The 17,953-nt window shown below is 51.8% G+C and carries 17 protein-coding genes and 1 pseudogene; 10 read left to right on the plus strand and 8 right to left on the minus strand.

The window, feature by feature from the left end; translation table 11 throughout:
* Both PKX57_RS07800 and PKX57_RS07805 read right to left on the minus strand, forming a co-directional pair.
* Positions 1–211, minus strand: a pseudogene (locus PKX57_RS07800) (hypothetical protein); the annotation flags it as partial.
* A gap of 57 nt (positions 212–268) precedes the next feature.
* Positions 269–577 carry a thioredoxin domain-containing protein gene (locus tag PKX57_RS07805; RefSeq protein WP_213921602.1) on the minus strand — a complete coding sequence of 103 codons (309 nt, stop codon included), beginning with the start codon at positions 575–577 and terminating at the stop codon, positions 269–271.
* Between the two features lie 52 nt (positions 578–629).
* Here PKX57_RS07805 and PKX57_RS07810 point away from each other — a divergent pair, with 52 nt between their 5' ends.
* From PKX57_RS07810 to PKX57_RS07835, 6 genes are all read left to right on the plus strand, one after another.
* Complete coding sequence (locus tag PKX57_RS07810) at positions 630–1,181, plus strand: NUDIX hydrolase (protein WP_472416669.1); 552 nt, start codon at positions 630–632, stop codon at positions 1,179–1,181.
* Between the two features lie 4 nt (positions 1,182–1,185).
* Positions 1,186–2,349: an iron-containing alcohol dehydrogenase gene (locus PKX57_RS07815; RefSeq protein WP_472416671.1), complete on the plus strand. Its 1,164-nt coding sequence runs from the start codon at positions 1,186–1,188 to the stop codon at positions 2,347–2,349.
* Between the two features lie 444 nt (positions 2,350–2,793).
* On the plus strand, positions 2,794–3,279 hold the full coding sequence (locus PKX57_RS07820) for a hypothetical protein (RefSeq protein WP_213919913.1): 486 nt from the start codon (positions 2,794–2,796) through the stop codon (positions 3,277–3,279).
* Between the two features lie 273 nt (positions 3,280–3,552).
* The gene (locus tag PKX57_RS07825; protein WP_472416673.1) at positions 3,553–3,930 is read left to right on the plus strand and encodes a DUF4180 domain-containing protein; all 378 of its coding nucleotides are present in this window, start codon (positions 3,553–3,555) and stop codon (positions 3,928–3,930) included.
* A gap of 136 nt (positions 3,931–4,066) precedes the next feature.
* Entirely contained in the window at positions 4,067–4,888 is an 822-nt protein-coding gene (locus PKX57_RS07830) for a hypothetical protein (protein ID WP_213922348.1), read from the plus strand.
* Between the two features lie 205 nt (positions 4,889–5,093).
* Complete coding sequence (locus PKX57_RS07835) at positions 5,094–6,224, plus strand: SLC13 family permease (protein WP_472416675.1); 1,131 nt, start codon at positions 5,094–5,096, stop codon at positions 6,222–6,224.
* A 10-nt stretch (positions 6,225–6,234) separates the two neighbouring features.
* On the opposite strand, the gene PKX57_RS07840 is transcribed toward PKX57_RS07835, so the two are convergent.
* From PKX57_RS07840 to PKX57_RS07855, 4 genes are all read right to left on the minus strand, one after another.
* Positions 6,235–7,326: a hypothetical protein gene (locus PKX57_RS07840; RefSeq protein ID WP_472416676.1), complete on the minus strand. Its 1,092-nt coding sequence runs from the start codon at positions 7,324–7,326 to the stop codon at positions 6,235–6,237.
* 113 nt (positions 7,327–7,439) lie between these two features.
* Positions 7,440–7,982 (minus strand): hypothetical protein, encoded by a 543-nt coding sequence (locus tag PKX57_RS07845; RefSeq protein ID WP_472416678.1) that lies wholly within the window; start codon positions 7,980–7,982, stop codon positions 7,440–7,442.
* A gap of 135 nt (positions 7,983–8,117) precedes the next feature.
* On the minus strand, positions 8,118–9,308 hold the full coding sequence (locus PKX57_RS07850; RefSeq protein ID WP_472416680.1) for a hypothetical protein: 1,191 nt from the start codon (positions 9,306–9,308) through the stop codon (positions 8,118–8,120).
* A 114-nt stretch (positions 9,309–9,422) separates the two neighbouring features.
* Positions 9,423–10,454, minus strand: a complete 1,032-nt coding sequence (locus PKX57_RS07855; protein ID WP_472416682.1) for an ABC transporter permease — start codon at positions 10,452–10,454, stop codon at positions 9,423–9,425.
* A 71-nt stretch (positions 10,455–10,525) separates the two neighbouring features.
* On the opposite strand from PKX57_RS07855, the gene PKX57_RS07860 reads away from it, so the two are divergent.
* Together PKX57_RS07860 and PKX57_RS07865 are read left to right on the plus strand one after the other, a co-directional pair.
* On the plus strand, positions 10,526–11,794 hold the full coding sequence (locus PKX57_RS07860) for an MFS transporter (RefSeq protein WP_470745229.1): 1,269 nt from the start codon (positions 10,526–10,528) through the stop codon (positions 11,792–11,794).
* A 56-nt stretch (positions 11,795–11,850) separates the two neighbouring features.
* Complete coding sequence (locus PKX57_RS07865; RefSeq protein ID WP_472416684.1) at positions 11,851–12,804, plus strand: phosphotransferase enzyme family protein; 954 nt, start codon at positions 11,851–11,853, stop codon at positions 12,802–12,804.
* 46 nt (positions 12,805–12,850) lie between these two features.
* Here PKX57_RS07865 and PKX57_RS07870 read toward each other — a convergent pair whose 3' ends face one another.
* A complete protein-coding gene (locus PKX57_RS07870) occupies positions 12,851–12,991 on the minus strand; it encodes a hypothetical protein (protein WP_214047871.1) in 141 nt (46 codons plus the stop codon).
* Positions 12,992–13,225: 234 nt separating this feature from the next.
* Here PKX57_RS07870 and PKX57_RS07875 point away from each other — a divergent pair, with 234 nt between their 5' ends.
* Positions 13,226–14,725: an aminotransferase class I/II-fold pyridoxal phosphate-dependent enzyme gene (locus PKX57_RS07875; protein ID WP_213919650.1), complete on the plus strand. Its 1,500-nt coding sequence runs from the start codon at positions 13,226–13,228 to the stop codon at positions 14,723–14,725.
* Here PKX57_RS07875 and PKX57_RS07880 read toward each other — a convergent pair.
* Complete coding sequence (locus tag PKX57_RS07880; protein ID WP_472416686.1) at positions 14,715–15,746, minus strand: lysophospholipid acyltransferase family protein; 1,032 nt, start codon at positions 15,744–15,746, stop codon at positions 14,715–14,717. The two genes, PKX57_RS07875 and PKX57_RS07880, sit on opposite strands and share 11 nt — an antisense overlap.
* Positions 15,747–16,204: 458 nt before the next feature.
* Here PKX57_RS07880 and PKX57_RS07885 point away from each other — a divergent pair, with 458 nt between their 5' ends.
* On the plus strand, positions 16,205–17,908 hold the full coding sequence (locus PKX57_RS07885; protein ID WP_472416688.1) for a bifunctional 3'-5' exonuclease/DNA polymerase: 1,704 nt from the start codon (positions 16,205–16,207) through the stop codon (positions 17,906–17,908).
* The last annotated feature ends 45 nt before the right edge of the window (positions 17,909–17,953 follow it).

Genomic DNA, 17,953 nt, shown 5'->3' on the forward strand with positions numbered 1-17,953 from the left:
TGTGTAGATTCTTGCCTGGCAGGCCTTCGAACGAGAAGACGATCGTCTCCTCTCCTGAGAACTCGTAATAGAAGATCTGCGAGAGATCGATATCTTCCACGAAATATGAGCCGCCTGAGAAATCCTCCGCTTTCAAGAATGTGGGAATGTGAGCGAAGATCAACGTGCATGACAGTGCGAAGAAAGCCATAACTGATAAATATCGCTTCATATAGTTCCTCCTTGTTTAGAACAACTATAATTTATTTTATCAGATCGGGGATGATAATCACCGGAGACTGTCTATCCTCTCGAGGTATCTCACGATCTCCTCGATCGAAAAGTACCTGCTCCATCTGTTCAATTCCCGGCCTTCCAGCAGGATCAGCACCGTAGGCACGGTGAAAACCGAGTACTCCCCGGCCGCTTCGGGATGCTTCTTTGTATCGACACTAACAAACTCCCACTGAGGGAAATCCGCCTCTAAACTCTCGAGCCTTCTTTTCACGGCGGCGCAGACACCGCAGGCGTTGCTGAAAAAATCCACCAGCATCTTTCCGCCGAGTCCTCCGAGCGCCCCGACTGTTAGCTCCTTCAAGTTCTCACCTCCCGTTAGTATTATAATTGAACAAAAGAGATCGGACTTAGAGGTGGAGTCTTTGGAAAGTACCACGGCAGTTCTCGTATCGGTTTTAAGAATATGCGGCGATGACCATCTTATCCTCACCAGAAGGTCGCGAAAGATAAGCCATCCCGGCCAGATGAGCTTCCCCGGCGGTCACCGCGAGAATGGGGAAACGCTTCTCGAGTGTGCGGTGAGAGAGATGGAAGAAGAGATAGGCGCCTCTCCGTCACGGATCGAAGAGGTCTGTCCGCTGGGTGTCACAACGACGGTCACGTCCGGCAAGGTGATCGTTCCCTTCATCGGGTTCATTGATCGTCCCTTTTTCAGGTTGAACAGATCGGAGGTTGAAGATCTTGTCTTTCTCTCTATACCGGCGCTGAAATATGTATCGCCGGAACCTATCGTCATGCCGAGCGGAAAGGTGACGATCAGGTACAGGTTCCCCGGCTTCATAGTCTGGGGGGCGACGGCGCGGATAATCGAGAGCTCGTTGGACAGGATAGTCGAACTCATAGACCTGCGGAACAGGGGGATGCCGCTCTGTAACAATGGATTTATTGAAAATAAAAAGGAGTGAAGAGATGCTTGATTTCGTATTCAGCAACGCAACCAAAATAATCTTCGGGAGAGGAACGGAAATGAAAACCGGCCAGGAGATATCGCGCTACGGCAAGAAGGTTTTGCTTCATTACGGCGGCGGGAGCATAAAGAAATCCGGTCTGTACGACAGAATAGTCGAGAGCCTTCGCAAAGCCGGTGTCGAGGCGATAGAGCTTGGCGGGGTGATGCCCAACCCGAGGCTTTCACTCGTCAGGGAAGGAATAGAACTGTGCAGAAAACACGGGATCGGCTCCATTCTTGCGGTGGGTGGCGGAAGCGTCATCGATTCGGCCAAAGCGATAGGCATAGGCGTTCCCTACACGGGAGACGTCTGGGATTTCTATTCTACCGGCAGGAAGGTCGAGGAGATGCTTCCGCTGGGAGTCGTTCTGACGATACCGGCGGCCGGCAGCGAATCGAGCGGCGGTTCGGTAATTACCAACGAAGACGGCCTTTACAAGCGCTCCGCGAACAGTGTCAACATGCGACCGAAATTCGCGATCATGAACCCCGAACTGACCTTCACCCTGCCGCCTTACCAGACGGCCGTCGGCGCTGTTGACATAATGTCGCACGTAATGGAAAGGTACTTCACCAACGTCAAAAACGTTGACTTCACCGATAGATTGTGCGAGGCAACGTTGAAAACGATGATAGTCAACACGCCGATCGTCCTGAAAGAACCCGACAATTACGAGGCCAGGGCCGAGATAATGTGGGCCTCGACGATAGCCCACAACGATCTTCTCGGGACCGGAAGGATCGGCGACTGGGCGACGCACGGCATAGAACATGAATTGAGCGCCATCTACGACATAGCCCATGGCGGGGGACTGGCGATAATGTGGCCCGCGTGGATGAAGTATGTCTATAAGCACGATATAGAAAGGTTCGCGCAGTTCGCCTGCAGAGTCTGGAACGTGGAACCGGATTTCAGGAACCCCGAAAAGACGGCTCTCGAGGGCATAGAGAGTCTGAAAGGCTTCTTCTCGAGTCTTGGCATTCCTGTAACGCTCACCGACGCAGGCATTCCGTCGGACAGGCTCGAAGAAATGGCGCGAAAGGCCACCGAAACAGGCCCGCTCGGGAATTTCGTTAGACTCAAAAAAGAAGACGTGGAGAAGATTTACAGGCTGGCGCTTTGAATCTGTAAAGAGCGTTAGGAGCCGCGGTGAGTAGTGGATAGTGGGTAGTGGTGGGGGCAAGAGCTATGGACAGATTTTCGCGATGGACATAAAGCGCGAAGAACGATTCATCGTTCCGACGCTGCGCGTCCAGGTTTTTGGTAACCCTGAGGTCAGAGGCCAGAGGTGAGAGGTGTGAAGAGCGGGAAGATCTTGATTTTCTAACCTCTAACCTCATGCCTCTTATCTCTTTTCGAAAATGGGGACTGACCGGCTCCTGAGGTCTGTAACCGATTTTCGCAAGCCTCGGCTCCTATGCTGTCATCCCGTGTCATCCCGTAGTGCTCTTATACGGGATCTCGTTCTTCTCGTCAGTCTCTCCCTCGCGATTTAATGTGTTATGATGTAGGTGGAGTTACTCCACCCGGGTGTAGTAACTCCACTCATTCAAAGCGAGGTGAACACATGCTTTTCTCCATCAGCCCGAAGACAAAACGGAGCGAGCTGTTCGACCGCGAAAGAGAAATGAATGAATTGAAAAGGGCCGTGGGCAACGATCGTCTGATCGTACTCGACGGTATAGTTGGCTACCTCGCAATTTTCGGATATGAAGTCTACAAGAATGGACCTGATTTCGAGACGGCTCTCGAAAAGGCAGGAGTCATGGCAAAAGGACTGGTAAAAAAGGAAATCGACGATTTGCTCGCCAGATCAATAAACTACGGCTATGCCCTAAAAGCGGTAGCGTTCGGCATGGAGAGGTATTCTCAGATAAAAAAATACATAGAAGCGAACTTCGGGTCTATTCACGACTCTACACTCAGCAATATTTTGAACGGACTTGTAAAACAAAGTTTCCTCGAGATCTCCTTCTCAAAATCGATAAAGAGCTACTCTATACCCGATCCGATAACTCGCAGCTTCTGCGTTTCGATGAACTTGAAACAGTAACAACCATCTCAACCAACACACTTTTGAATTTATAAGAGCACTACGGGATGACGGTGCGAGGGCATTCACGGGATGACACGCGAAAAACGGGACAGACGTGAGGAGAATCGTCAGTCCCTATTTTCGCTCCCTTCCCGTCATGCCGGACCCCGATCCGGCATCCCGCTCTTACCCACAATGGTTCTTAATAGGAGCATTTCAGTGCAGGCTCTGCAGGATGAGACGAAGAGAGCGTTTCCCGGGCAGTGTCTTTCTGTTATCATATATCGATGAATGAAAGGGGGGAATTGTATCATAAGGCTTATCGAAACTGACAAGGGCAAGGTTGGTATTATGGAGAGACGCGACGAGGTTTTCAGGAGTTCGCAGGACGTTCTCGATGCGATAGCCGATCTGTGTTATCAGGAGTGTGATAGATTCATTTTCTATAAAGAGAACTTCCCAGAGAGTTTCTACGATCTCCGGACCGGCCTGGCCGGAGACATACTGCAAAAGATGTCCACCTATTATATAAAACTGGCGATTGTGGGCGACTTCAGCGGCTATACGAGCAAAAGCCTTAAGGCCTTCATTTACGAATCAAACAGGGGAAAGCAAAACTTCTTCGTCGCGAGCGAAGAAGAGGCTATGAAAGCCCTCGGTCTTTCTTAAGGCGGCTTTTTCGCTTTCCCGCAAATCCTTGCAGGAGCTTTCATCATTTTAACAGAGATGCCAAAACAGCTTGACAGTATCCGACATGCCGTTTGTATGAAGGAAAACCATATAATCGTAGCTGGAGGTGACTATTTTGAAAGTCAGAGTATTGGTCGCGGCATTTATAACGTTGGCAGTGTTCTCGTTCGCAGGGTTGTTGAGCGGTCCGGCTGATCGTTTTCGCCTTGAGCTGGATTACGAGTCGGGCTTCACCGGCGTGATTTTCCACACCGTTCAGTTCGGCCAGGGCGGTACGGTATTCAATTACGTGAAAGACGGAGGCCAGGACGTCCTCTTCCCCTTCGAGAGATTCACCGCCAGCGTAGGGATCGACAGGCACACCGTATATTTTCTCTATCAACCACTGACGGTGCAGACTAAGGTTAAGCTGAAGAGCGATCTGCTGGTGGACGACGTTCTCTTTCCCGCGGGCACCGGGATGGTTTTGAATTACGGCTTTCCCTTCTATCGTTTGAGTTACACGTACGACGTCTTGAGAAAGGGCGACAGCTATCTGGCGCTGGGGCTTTCGCTTCAGATAAGAAACGCCGATATATACTTCGAATCGCTCGACGGGACGAAGTTCGTGGCCAACAAAAACGTCGGCCCCGTTCCGGTAATCAAGATAAAGGGCGAGCTCTGGTTCAACAACAGGGTCTACATCGCAACGGACATAGACGGTTTCTACGCCTCCAGCAGTTTCTTCAACGGGGCCGACTTCGACTTCGAAGGCTCGGTGCTTGACGCTTCTCTGCGCGGCGGGCTGAAGCTTACGGATTATCTGGAAGCCTACCTGAATCTGCGCTTCATAGGCGGCACGGCAAAGGGCGTATCGAAGAATGCGGACAGCCCCGACGGCTTCACCGACAATAGACTGGCAACTATAAATGTGAGTATCGGTTTCCAGCTCAAGTAGCTACTGAGATCGTATCTTTCAAGGCGGTCTTCCGGAGTCGCTTCCGGGGGCCGCCTTCATTATTTAACCTCTTCTTCGGGTGCGATACATATCTCCGTCTTTCGCAATTTTCTTTGTCAGGCTTTCCAGGATGAATTTTCGGTGGTATGATCTCTCTCGGCAGCATATGAGGGGGCATTGGGACTTGCGTAATATATACGAACTATTGAAAAGAACCATCTTCGATCCGGCTTTCGTTAAGAGACACCTGGTAAGAGAGATGCTTTTCTGGATATCCATGGTTCTGTCGATCGTATCTTCGATCTTCATGGGCGCGAGACTCGGGAGTATCGACTGGGAGGTCATAGCCAAGCTCTTCAGTCTTATGCTGGTCGTTCAGGCCTTCAAGGAGTACGGCGTTCTCGAGTGGATGGCCCGCTCTTCTCTGAAGAGTCTGAAAAGCCCGCGCAGCATAGGCGTGATGATCGTGCTGCTCACGGCGTCGGTCAGCTCTCTCATAACTAACGACGTCGCGTTGATCACCCTCGTCCCTCTCACCATGTTGATAGCCCTGAAGGCCGGCTTCGAACCTATGTGGCTGGTGATGATTCAAAGTCAGGCCGCCGACGTCGGAAGCGCGCTGACGCCGATCGGCAACCCGCAGAACCTCTTTCTCTTCGAAAAGTACCAGGTACCGGTCGGGGAGTTCGTTTCTTTTCTATTGCCTTTCACTGTATTCGGCGTCTGCTGGACCCTGGTGATGAACCTCCTTAACAGCAGGAAGAAAGCCTCTTTCACGGTCGAGCCTTCGAAGATACGCGAGCCGAGAAAGCTGATGATATTCGCGCTGGCTTTTCTTGTGGTCATGCTTTCGGTATTCAGGGTCATAGACTACAGGATAGGTCTGATATTGACCTTCGTCGTGACTATGGTGCTGGACATGGGTTTTTTCAAGAAGATCGACTACTTTCTGCTGGGAACTTTCGCCTTCTTTTTCATATTCATAGACAACATGGCCAGGACCGAGTTCATATCCGGCCTTATGAGATCGGTTGCCAATGGGGATATGGAGACGATGGTGAATTCGGCGCTCTTCTCGCAGATAATAAGCAACGTTCCCTCGGCCATACTCTTCTCTTCTTTCACCGACAGCTATAAGGGCCTTACTCTGGGTGTCAACATCGGCGGTAGCGGAACGATAATCGCCTCGCTCGCCAACCTGATCGCTTACAGGATCTACGTGAAGGAACGCGGGCAGAACGGCAAATACCTGATCATTTTCATGGTATCCAGCACCGTTTCGCTCCTTCTGAGTCTGACTTTCGGCTACTTCCGGCTGAAATTCCTGGGGCTTTGATCATCCGGCATTATCTGATCAACGAGAGCTCGGTAACGTTGTAGCTCAGGCTGTTCGGCGACTGTAGTTTGATATAGATAAGTCGGCCGGTGTTTTGATCGTAAAGATACTGGTTCATATAGGTGCCGTTGCTTTGCTGAAGCATTATCGCGTTCGTGCCGTCCTGAAGCTTTCCGGCGAAAACCACTTCGGTGACGACGCCGGTAACGGGATCCCGGTCTATCGTCTGAACTCTGTTCAGCGATTTCAGAGCCTGGGGGCAGAGCCAGAAAGCACCGCTGATCTGGGCGATGCCTGTTACGGTGGTCACTTCCGAGGGCAGGATACCGTACTGCGATATTGTCATCTTGATTAAATCCCAGCTCTGGGAGGATTTTACGGGAGTGACGTTCACCTGCATCTGACTGGGCGTGGTGTAGGAACCGGGGATGTTTATCGTGTACGTCCCTCCGTAGAGGCTTTCGGCCATGCTCCAGGAAGGTCTGGGAGAGTTGGCCCAGGGGAGATCTATGTATCTTGCCGAGATGAACTCCATGTACGACTGATGGATGTCGGCTCCCGAGGGAGCCTGAATCAACGAATAAATAAGCAACCCGGACGCCGTGTCGTAAGCGTGAACATGCTTCGTGTCGACCCCGGTAGTTTCGATTCTCACTATCTGAAGCGTCTGTCCGCCGAACTGGAGGGGCATTGCCATCGCCGTAGTGTTATCGCTGTTGAAGCGGGACAGGTCTTTGAAAACCTCGGGATTAAGCCAGAAATCGGATATTCCGGGTTTTTCAAGTGTGCCGAAAGAGGTTCCCGGGTAGTAGCCTCCGTTCATAGTCATGAAGTAAGTGCTCAGGAGTGCCACCGAATCCTGCTCGACCGCCACGAGATCCATTTGCTGAATACCGGTTCCGGAACCGCCCGTATCGGACAGACCGCCGCCACGCTTCATAACGGCGATATCGGCCCTGTAACTGAGCCTCAGGCCCGGTGCCATCCAGGGTAGAGGACCGTTCACGTATTCGGGGAAGTAACTCTCCCAGAGGCTGTAAGACATCATCGAAGAGAGAGCGAGAAAGAGAAGAAAAACAACCGCCACAATCCTTCTGTTCATAGGACCATCTCCTTATGCTGTTCCTCTATGAATTCTACCTCAAGTCGCTCCAAAGAGATCCATTGAACACAGTCGTTCGAAGTAGAAACGGAGCGGGTATCAAACCCGCTCCGCTAGAAGCTGAAATCGTATCTGCCGATTAGGTGAAAGTGGGGGAAAAAGGTGGTGTGCCTTGCGAGTCTGCCCCCCATGTTGAATCCAACGTTTATGATCGTGCTTCCGGTTTCGACGCTGAAATCTCCTATGCTGTAACCGGCCCCTATATGTGAAACGATCGGGAGGTACTCGATTTTCATATTCATGACGCTCTGCAATTCCGTCATTAAAGTCGCCTTGAGGAAAATCGATGGAAGAGTGGGCGAGAAATCTTTAAGTCTTATTTCGGTGTAAAGGCCGAAGTTGACCTGCGAGGGATCGAGAGTATAGAATTCGAAATTCTTCAGCGTCACGCCGAAGGCCGGGATGTCGGCTATAACCCCGAGAATCGGTCCGCCGAAGATTGGCCAGCCGGCCTGAAATCTCCCGAAGAACTGGATATCGAAATCTTTAGTCTGACGGTCCCGGTTAAAAACAAAGCCCATCCCCACCGAGAATTGCGTCGCGAAGATCGCCCCGGCCAGAATTAAAGCCAGAGCCAGTACGAGTGCTTTTTTCACCTGAACACCTCCAAAAAGCTATAGTTGTTGATATTGAGTTGGTAAAACACGAGCGAAAATAGGGACTGACGGGCTCCTGACGTCTGTCCCATTTTTCGCGTGTCTCCCTTTCTCTCTCTCTCCTCTTCCCGCTCTTCAGTATCTCAATCTGGCTGCGATACCGCTCTCGAGGACTTCCCCGTTCACGACCACTATTTTACCGTTGCTGGCAGTTACGCTCCGCACTATCCACGGACCTATGTTTCTAACCTCCCTGCTGTCTTTCACGGCTTTCGTATAGACGAGCTCTTTATCGAGAATATAACCTCTCTTCCTTACGAGGGGGTTTATGAACAGTGTGTCTATTCTTCTGTCGTTGGCCATTCTGGCGACGTCGTTCCAGTCTTGAGCGTATCGATCGTGGTTCTCTCTGGCCTTTTTCATAAGCCCCCTGGCAATCTCCGGCTTTTCTTCTCTGACTATCTTCACGCTTTCGGAAAGGAGTTGCTTCTCCTGGGTGATGTTTTTCTGGATCAAGACGCGGTGGGCCGCGGGGAGCGTTAGTCTCACTTCATCTTCGATCCTCTCTACGAATTCGCCGAAAGAAGAGGAATAGAAGACGATTATGAAGTCGGCGTCGCGCGGCGTCCTTTCCTCCTCTTTCAAAACGCTGGCGACGTGCTGGAGAAATCTGCGGTTCTCCTCGTCTTTCAACCTCTCGATCTTCTCCGAGTCGCTCCCGTGGAAAACCGTTCCCGCCGATGGTGAGGGCGAATAACCTTCTAGATACTCCTTTTCCCTCTCCTGAATGAACTCGTTTTCCAGTACGGCGATCTCAAAAAGTCTCTCTCTATCGAGCATATACAGGGCCGCCTCTTCTCTCCTGAGACTTAGGACCAGCGCTTCGACCGTGGAATTGGTGAGCCATATGAGCTGGTCGAGATCGAAAGTTTTGCCCACGTATATCTCCCTTTCGGGTCTTCTCGATAGGGCGAGCAAATTCACCTCTCCAATGTTCTGTTCTCTGGAGCTTTCACCGGCGCTGAACTGCAAGAAAACGGCCAGGCCCACACCGAGGTCGGCTGTGTTTCCCATTTTCAATACGACGGCTTCGGCGATCTTCTGGTGAAGCTTTCCAAGTCCGGCCAGTTTTTCGTCCGAGCGCATCGCTTCTAGAATCAAAGATCTCATGTGTTTTTCAGCGTCGATTCTGCCGATGTTTTCCAGCGGGAAGTAAAAACTGAGAAGATAAGAATCGGATTTTATTTCTGTTTCAACGCCTAGAAGTCTCTGTAGTTCCCTTTCCATCTGAGCTTTTCGAAGAGTATGTGGAGTGAGTTTTTCCATCGTATTTCCTCCTTCTGTGCCCGGTGGTTGTGAGTACTTCGATCGTTGACCGCTTTAGATTCTATGCTTTTTTGATCGGATGGAGACGATATATGTTCAAATGTTCCGAATAACTTATCCGGGAAGCTCTTTCCAGAGCGTTACTTTAGGGTTCACCAGTGAGTAGGCTATATCCACCAGCAGGTTCACCGTGATCATAAATATAGAGATCACCAGGATACAACCGGACAACGTCAAGACGTCGAACATAAGGGCTGCGTCGGCGATCAAGCTCCCTATGCCCGTTCTGGCGAATATAGTTTCGACGAATACGACCCCGGTCACCATGGAGGCGAAAAGTTCGCCGCCGACCGTGAGCACGGGGATCATAGCGTTTTTTCTCACGTGTTTGAGCATTATCTCTCTCTCGCTCAAGCCTTTCGAGCGGGCCGTCCGTATGTAATCGTTGTGCTTGACTTCGAGCGCGCCGGCCCTGCTGATCTGGTATATGTAGGCCGAATTCACAAGAAAGAGAGTCATTACCGGTTCGAGGAGAGACAACAACTGTTCTAGAAAAACCTTCATACGGCCGTTCAGGATGGAGTCGATCAGCGTCGAATAAGTATAATCCTTCCAACCTTTGACCGCGACCAGTTTAAGGCCGCCGATCGGGAGCCATTTGAAAAAGACGAACCCCCCTGTCAGGATTAAGAGCCCGAGTATGAAGTCGGGCGTCGCCCAGCCGACGGTTGAAAGAAAGCCGAAGACTGAATCCACCGGGCCATTGGGATTCATGGCGGCTCTGAGACCCAGGCGAGAACCTATCAGAACGATGGGAATCAGCGAAAGAAAGATCAGCTCTAGACTACTCGGCAACATCTGGAGAATGGCCTCGCTAACATCCATTCTTCCGGCCATAGAATACCCCAGATCGCCCCGGAGCGTATTCGAAATCCAGATAAAGTACCTGGTTATGGCCGGCTCGTCTAAGCCGTACTTTTCAATAATCCTCTCCGCAGCGTTGGGAGCCCTGCCGGTGCTGCCCGTCATATAGGCGTTCAAAAGAACGTTCGGGCCGAGCGACCATATAACACAGAATACGATCAGGGTGACTCCGATCACCGTTAGAGGAACCGAGATAAGCCTTCTTAGAATGTAAGCGGTCATGTATAACCTCCTGAACGTACATCTGATTATAGAACAAAAAATGTAGTACAATTGTACTGGAGATGATTCGTTTGGCTAACGGTTTGCAGGGTGTACTCCTCGGTCGTATCGGCAAAGCCTTTCCGGCTTTTAAAGTGAAGAATTACCGGTATTTCTGGATCGGTCAACTCATTTCGGTCATGGGCACGTGGATGCAGACCGCGGCCCAGTCGTGGCTCGTGTTGACCATAACGGACTCGCCCTTTCTTCTGGGACTCCTGGGAGTTGCCCAGTTCACGCCGGTACTCGCCTTCTCGCTACTGGCAGGCGTTTTCGTCGATCGCTTCCCGAAGAGATCTATTCTGCTGATCACCCAGTTCGCCTCAATGCTGCTGGCCTTCGCGCTGGCCGTTCTGGTTTTCACGAACACTGTGCAGTACTGGCATATCTTTCTGCTCTCCTTCGGCCTGGGTGTGGTGAAAGCTCTGGATATACCGGCCAGGCAATCCTTCATGATCGAGCTGGTAGGCAAAGACGTGCTTCTCAACGCCATCGCCCTCAATTCAACTGTTTTCAACCTCGCCAGGATAGTCGGCCCGGCAGTCGCCGGGATATTGATGGCGATGGTCGGAGCCGGCTGGTGCTTTCTCATAAACGGCATAACTTTCATAGCGGTCATACTCGGCATCTTCAAGATAGACGTGAGGCCTGTTATAAACAAGAGACCACGCGGAACGGTTCTGCCGGATATCAAGGAGGGGCTTGCATATCTCGTGAAGAGCCCAATACTGACCACCACGACACTGATGCTGGCGATAGTGAGCACCTTCGGGATGAATTACAGCGTGCTCATACCGGTCTTCGCGCGCAACCAGCTCGGGCTGGACTCTCAGGGGTACGGCTGGCTCATGGCCTCTCTCGGCGTGGGCTCGCTTATAGGCGCACTTATTATCGCCGGGAAGAGCGCTAAAGGCCCCAGTCGCGCACGGCTCTTCGTGGTCCCCTTCATCACCTCGGCGCTCTTTCTGTTGATCGGCTTCAACAGGTCGTATCTCCTCTCCGCCTTCCTTATATGCCTGATGGGCCTGGCCAATATCTTCTTCACGACGTCGGCCAACAGCCTGATGCAAATAAACTCCAGCAACGAGCTGAGGGGGAGGGTCATGAGCGTTTACTCGCTCGTCTTCGCAGGCTCGACACCTCTGGGCAATCTCTTCGTCGGAACTGTCTCCGACAGGTACGGAGGGGCGAGCGCCTTCGTCTGGTCGGGCGCGATCACCTTCACGCTTGTCTCCACGGTAGTTATCGTACACAGCCTCAGAAAAAGGATCAAACGCTTGAGTGCGAGCGGGCAGGTTTGAGTCATTTTCTCCTGAATCTGTAGTATAATTCTTTTATTGTATTCCGGGGTGATAAAATGCCAAAGATTCCCTATGCCCGGATTTCCAGGTTCTGGGGGTTCAAAGACAAGATCAAGCTCGTTTCCGGGCTCAATGGTCGTGCATATATAGTTAGTTCGGGCCGGTCTCTTTACGTCCTCAAGAGGCGGCCGATCGTTGTTGCGGGTTTTGCCGTGCAACAGTTTTTTCTCTCCTCTCTGTTTCAAAATGGGATAAATGTCTCGCTCCCGCTCGAGAATCCCGACGGGCTTTTCGAGGTCAAGATCGGAAAGTTCGTTTACTCTCTCTTCACGTACATAGAGGGAAACAAGGCAGATCTGGATATATCCTGCGCCACTCCGGAAATGGCCCGCGAGATCGGCCTCTTCACCGGACGGCTGCACTCGGCGCTCTCCAGACTGAACGACAACACCATCCAGAGAAGGAATCTCTTCACGACGTTATCGAGCTCGCTGCGTTTTCTCTCCTGCCAGGGAGACCGTCTGCCGTATTTAGACCGCGAGAGGATCGAAGAGTTTTTCGGCGAGTTCTTCTCGCTCTACTACAGGCTTCCGGTTCAGGCGATACACGGGGATTACCACCCGGGCAATATAATCGTCAATTCCGGAAGGGTTTCCGGGGTCATAGACTTCGAATACTCCTGCAGGGAAGTCAAGGTTTTAGATCTCTCCTATCTCATATCCAGCGTGTTGACCGAGTTCAAGAGAATGGGCTCTCCCTCGCTGGCGCTCTACCTGATCCCTCACCTTCTGGAGGGGTACTGCCTCGAGAACACGTTGACGATTGAAGAAAGGGAGAGCATCGTGTATCTTCTGGGGGCCGTTCTCCTGAACCAGGTTCATTTCTTTCTCGCCCGCGGCTGTACCGAGGAGGCCGCCTTCGCAGAATCGATTCTGGAATGGGTCGTGGACAACAGGGAGAGAATAAACGACAAGGCTGGCCTGACTTACACTCATTCCACTTCCAGATGAGGCGACTCAGCCGATTCTGAAGACTCCGCCGTGACTCCTGACAACTTTACCGTCTTTTTTTCGCATCTCTGAGGCTCCTTCTGATTTTCCTCCAGATCCTTTCATTTCGCAGACTCTCCAGTTCCCTCTCGATTTCGATCTCCCCGGTCTTGAGATCCTCTATAGTCGGATAGTGGTTGTGTATCATCTACGATCCCTCCCTTCGCTATGAATATATCACCGCCCAGGAACGGCTGTCTTTCCACCGGCAAAGGATTGGAACGATCCATTTCCTCTGCCAGCCTATTCAGCATCAATTGCTGAAAGTCTCTTTGTATAAGCATTTAATAGACAAGAGATAAGTGGTACGCTCTGCTGGCCTGTCAGTGGTATGGTAGAGCGGACCGCAAAAGTTATAATCGTTTCGTAGGGGGTGAGGCCGGTGATAGGTCTGAAAGTATCGATCGAGAGAAATACGAACGTACCTCTTTTCAAACAGCTCACCGAGCAGTTGAGGGCTGCGATTTTAAGGCGGGACATACCGGAAGGAACGAGACTGCCCTCCGAGCGCGAGATGGCCAGACTCCTTAAACTCAACAGGAGCGTGGTGATCAAAGCCTACAACGAGCTGAAGCTGGACGCTCTCCTCGATTCGAAGTCCGGCAGCGGCACTTATGTGGCCGCGGTGACACCGCTCAAGAAAGAGTTCGGCATGATATCCTGGAGCGATCAGCTCAGCACCTGGGCCACATCTTCCTCGGGCGAGGCCCGCTGGTCATCGCTCGCAAAGGGTCGGCCGGCCGACTGCATAAGGCTCGACACGGGAGTTCCCGAGGTGCGGACCGACCAGATGACTCTTCTGAAAAAGATACTGGAAGGTCTAACACAGGAAGAACTGGACGAATCGCTCCAGTACCCCTCGCTGAGGGGCAACCCCGAGCTCCTCAAGTATCTCTCCATAAGGCTGAACGGCTCGGGTATGAAAGTCTCCGCGAAAAACCTTCTCGTAACGATCGGAACCGAGGAGGCGATCTACCTGTTGTTTTCCGCTCTGGCCAGACCGGGAGAGGCCGTCATAATCGAGAACCCCACATATTTGAACGTTATAAAAATCTCCAGGATGTTCCAGCACCGGGTCCTGCCTGTAAACAGGTTCAGTGAGGGCTTCGACATGGCCACGCTGGAAAACACTCTCCAGAGGGGCTCGGTGAAGTACATATACACCATGAGCTGCTCCCACAACCCTACCGGGGCGAACATGCCCGAACGGAAAAAGGAATCGCTCGTCAGGCTTGCCGAAAAGTATTCCGTGCCTGTAATCGACGATACGGTCTTTTCGGAAATCCAGTACCAGAGCCCTATGCCCAGAACCTTGAAATACTACGACACTCACAACTGCGTTATCGAGATCGGCGGTATTTCAAAGTCATACGCGCCGGGTTTGAGGATCGGCTGGATCGTGGCCGACGAGGCGCTCATAGAAAAGCTGATCGAGCCGATGAGAATGATCTCGCTGGGTGTGCCGAACCTGAGCCAGCTGGTGGCCGCGAAGCTCCTCTCCTCGGGTGAGTACGACGCTTACCTGGAGCGCTACATCAAACTATCGCTCAGGAAATGCGAAAAGACCCGGATGGCCTGCTACCGGTACCTGCCGCAGTACGTGAAGGTGAACGAAGCGCAGGGCGGGAACTTCTTCTGGCTGGAGCTCCCCGATTCCATGGATTGCTGGAAAGTCGCCGAAGAATCCCTGAAAGAGGGCGTCGCAGTCTCGCCGGGCAGCCTCTTCACTTTCGATTCCTCCGGAAAGAACTACTTGAGACTGAACCCTCTCGGGGTACCGGAAGAAGAAATCGAAAAAGGTATAGAAAGACTCTCGAAGGCCATCGCGACGGTAGCGTCTCACTACAGGAAGGAGGAGCAGAGCCTCTCGGTTATAGTGTAGCAGCCTCCGGGCCTGCAAGAATGAGATAGGCGCAGTAGAGAAGATAAGAGGAGTGTTCCGTCTTCAGTCTTATCACATCGCGGTCGTAGTTGAACTCGTTCAAACGCTTCAGATAAGTGGAGAAGCCCCTGGCGTTTTCCAGCCGATAGCTCCTCTCTCCGACCTTAAGCTCGAGGCCGTCGATCGAAACCTCGCCTCTGACTTTCACTATAACCTCCGTGAGAGTGTTCAAAATCACGGCCTCTCCCGGGCCGACCTTGAGGGAACCCTCTCTCGATAGATATGCCGCCAGAAGCTCTCTCTGGACCTTCAAAACCTCAGGCACGCTCTTTCCTGAGATATAGCCATACTCATCGACTATCAGAGCGGCACCGCATTCAGCGCAGACGGCCTCGTCGCCTCTGGCGGCGATTGTGCGAAAGCCCCCGCATTTCTCGCAGAACCATACGATCCTCTCTATGCCGGAGGCCCTTTTCCGCCCTTTGAAAAGTATCCTCTTCTCTCTCTGCCATTCCCAGTCGGAGGAACGCGAAAGAAAATCCAGCGCCTCGCTTCCGCGAAAGACCTCGAAAGCGATCTCGATCCTTCCCCAGCGGTGGTGGTCGGCCCACCTCGGCCTGGTCAGATAACCCCCGTTCATCCTCGCCGCCACCACGGGAACATCGACCCTGTCGAGAAACTTCTCAGTGCCGGGTGGCACCTCGCCGAACTCGCCGTCCCAGGTTACAGAGCCCTCGGGCATCAGACCGATTATGCCTCCGTCCTTCAACACCCTGAGGATCTTTCTCATCGCGGCGACATCCGGGACTCCCTTCCTCTTTTCGATCGCGCCCGCCGCCTTCAAAATAGAGGCTGCCAGGGGAAGCTTGAAATTGCCGGCCGCGACGGCCCACACGATGGGATACTTCACAAAAGCCTCTATCAGAGCGGCATCTATGAAATAAGCGTGGTTTCCGACCAGAAGGAAGGGCGGATCGGGAAGCTTTTCGGCGTTCACCGCGTGAAGATTGTAGCGTTTCATGAAGGGGCGCCTCAGAATAGGCCGCAAAGCTCGCCAGATAAACCTGTCGCCCGGCATTCTCTCTCTCCGCAAATCCGTCACTTCCCCAAGAGTATAAATATAGTAGATTATACCAGTGGCAAAAGGACTGAAAGCTAATCGAACTGTAGACCGCATGTATAATGTTAACTAATCGGAGTAACGGTACCTGAATGAGTCGGCACAAAAAAGACGATCCGGTCGACTATGCAATGCACTGGAATTGAGCTTCGAATGGGGGTAAGCTTATGAGAGACGATCAACGGAATGAGGTGTCAAAGCAATTGAAAGCGGGAAAAGACAACTTATCCCCCGGAGTGGAAATTAGAAAGAAGAGCCCATCGAAACCAAAAGGCGAGACTTTCAATCTATTTGATTACAATATAGAGGCGCCCCCGGAAAGCGAAAGCAAGATCAGTAATTCACAACTTCGGGAACAAATGAATGCGAGATATATATACCCGAATACCGAACAGGCTCTCGATGAGCTCGCCAATTTAGTAGATTCCACAGTGTTAGCGATAGACACCGAGACGACGGGATTGGATCCCATAACCGACCGCGTAAGACTTGTGCAGCTTGGCGTTCCCGGAAAGCCCGTTCTCCTCCTTGATATGGATACGATAACGTCTGTCTCCGGCCCTTTAAATGAATTACTGGGCAGTGAAAAGACTCTGAAGCTCTTCCACAACGCCAAGTTCGATATCGAGTTCCTTAAAATCGCCGGAATAGACGTGAAGGGACCTCTATTCGACACTATGCTTGCCGAGTTGCTCCTGACCTCCGGGCTTGCCGGCACATCCGCCAAACTGTCTGACATGTCGAAGAAGTACTTGAACGTGGAGCTGCCCAAGGAACAACAGCTGAGCGACTGGACCGGAACACTGACACAGGAACAGCTCGAGTACGCCGCCAGGGATGTTGCAGTACTGCTGGAGCTCTACACACCGTTATCGATAGCGATAGAGGAATCAGGACTGTCCAGAGTGGCGGAGCTCGAATTTGAAGCACTTCCGGCAGTGGTCGCCCTTGAACTGAACGGGATTTTTCTCGACACTCGCAGACTGGAAAAATTGACCGCAGTTCTTCAGAGTGAACTTGAAGAATCGGTTATGGAATGCAGAGAGCTTCTCGATGCCGGTATCAATCTCGACAGCCCCAAACAATTGCTGAGAGCATTGAGCGCTAAAGGTATAAGAGTCGATAACACCAGCGCCTCTACACTCGAGAAGCTGAGAAACAGGCATCCCGAAGTGGCTGCGATATTGCGCTATCGCAGGGCCGCAAAGGCCATCTCGACTTTCTCGAATAAATTGACAGACCACATTCACCCTGTCAGCGGAAGAATCCATCCATCCTACTGGCAAATCGGAGCCTCTACGGGTCGTTTTTCCTGCTCGAACCCGAACCTTCAACAGATTCCCAAAGAGGCCAGATTTCGCGATTGCTTCGTACCGGCGCCGGGAAACAAGTTCGTTATCGCGGACTATTCACAGATCGAATTGAGGGTGGCGGCAGCTATAAGTCGAGACCCTGTAATGATCAAGGCTTACAAAAACAACGAGGATCTCCACCGGGAAACCGCGGCCGTGCTCATCGGAAAGAAACCCTCGGAAATAACGAAAGAGGAGCGCCAGCTAGCAAAAGCCGTGAATTTCGGCCTGCTTTTTGCAATGGGAGCGAGGGGACTTTCGAATTACGCTGAAAGCGGTTATGGTGTGAAAATGAGCGTGAAAGAAGCACAGGAGTTCATTGAGCGATTCTTCAACCACTACACCGGATTGAAATATCTGAAACGAAGAGTAGGTTTGAGTTCACAACACGAAGTCAGAACTCTCAGCGGCAGAAGATATTTATTATCGGAAGACACCGGTCTTTCTGTGAAATTGAATATTCCTGTGCAAGGCACGGCGGCAGATTTGCTGAAAATAGCCCTCGGCAGACTCCCTCGAGCTCTTGAAGACACGGGGGCCATGATAGTGGCGATCGTTCATGACGAGATCATTCTGGAAGTTCCCGAAAGTGCCGCTGAAAAAGCGAAGAGGATACTGGTGGAAGTTATGGAAGGCGCCGGTGATGGTCTCATGGACGTGCCTCTCGTGGCAGAAGCAACCATAGCAGACAGCTGGGCCGGAAAAGCTTAACTGACTTTGACAGCAAAAGAGAATCGGTGGTATAGAAAGCGCATA

It is taken from the genome of Mesotoga sp. (assembly GCF_035363035.1).
Taxonomy (GTDB): Bacteria; Thermotogota; Thermotogae; order Petrotogales; family Kosmotogaceae; genus Mesotoga.

Excerpts from the sequence above, each read along its gene's own strand:
- PKX57_RS07865 (WP_472416684.1), top strand. The coding sequence starts at position 11,851 with ATGCCAAAGATTCCCTATGCCCGGATTTCCAGGTTCTGGGGGTTCAAA.
- PKX57_RS07885 (WP_472416688.1), top strand. The coding sequence starts at position 16,205 with ATGAATGCGAGATATATATACCCGAATACCGAACAGGCTCTCGATGAG.
- PKX57_RS07840 (WP_472416676.1), bottom strand. The coding sequence starts at position 7,326 with ATGAACAGAAGGATTGTGGCGGTTGTTTTTCTTCTCTTTCTCGCTCTC.
- PKX57_RS07870 (WP_214047871.1), bottom strand. The coding sequence starts at position 12,991 with ATGATACACAACCACTATCCGACTATAGAGGATCTCAAGACCGGGGAG.
- PKX57_RS07825 (WP_472416673.1), top strand. The coding sequence starts at position 3,553 with ATGAAAGGGGGGAATTGTATCATAAGGCTTATCGAAACTGACAAGGGC.
- PKX57_RS07815 (WP_472416671.1), top strand. The coding sequence starts at position 1,186 with ATGCTTGATTTCGTATTCAGCAACGCAACCAAAATAATCTTCGGGAGA.
- PKX57_RS07820 (WP_213919913.1), top strand. The coding sequence starts at position 2,794 with ATGCTTTTCTCCATCAGCCCGAAGACAAAACGGAGCGAGCTGTTCGAC.
- PKX57_RS07880 (WP_472416686.1), bottom strand. The coding sequence starts at position 15,746 with ATGAAACGCTACAATCTTCACGCGGTGAACGCCGAAAAGCTTCCCGAT.
- PKX57_RS07855 (WP_472416682.1), bottom strand. The coding sequence starts at position 10,454 with ATGACCGCTTACATTCTAAGAAGGCTTATCTCGGTTCCTCTAACGGTG.
- PKX57_RS07850 (WP_472416680.1), bottom strand. The coding sequence starts at position 9,308 with ATGGAAAAACTCACTCCACATACTCTTCGAAAAGCTCAGATGGAAAGG.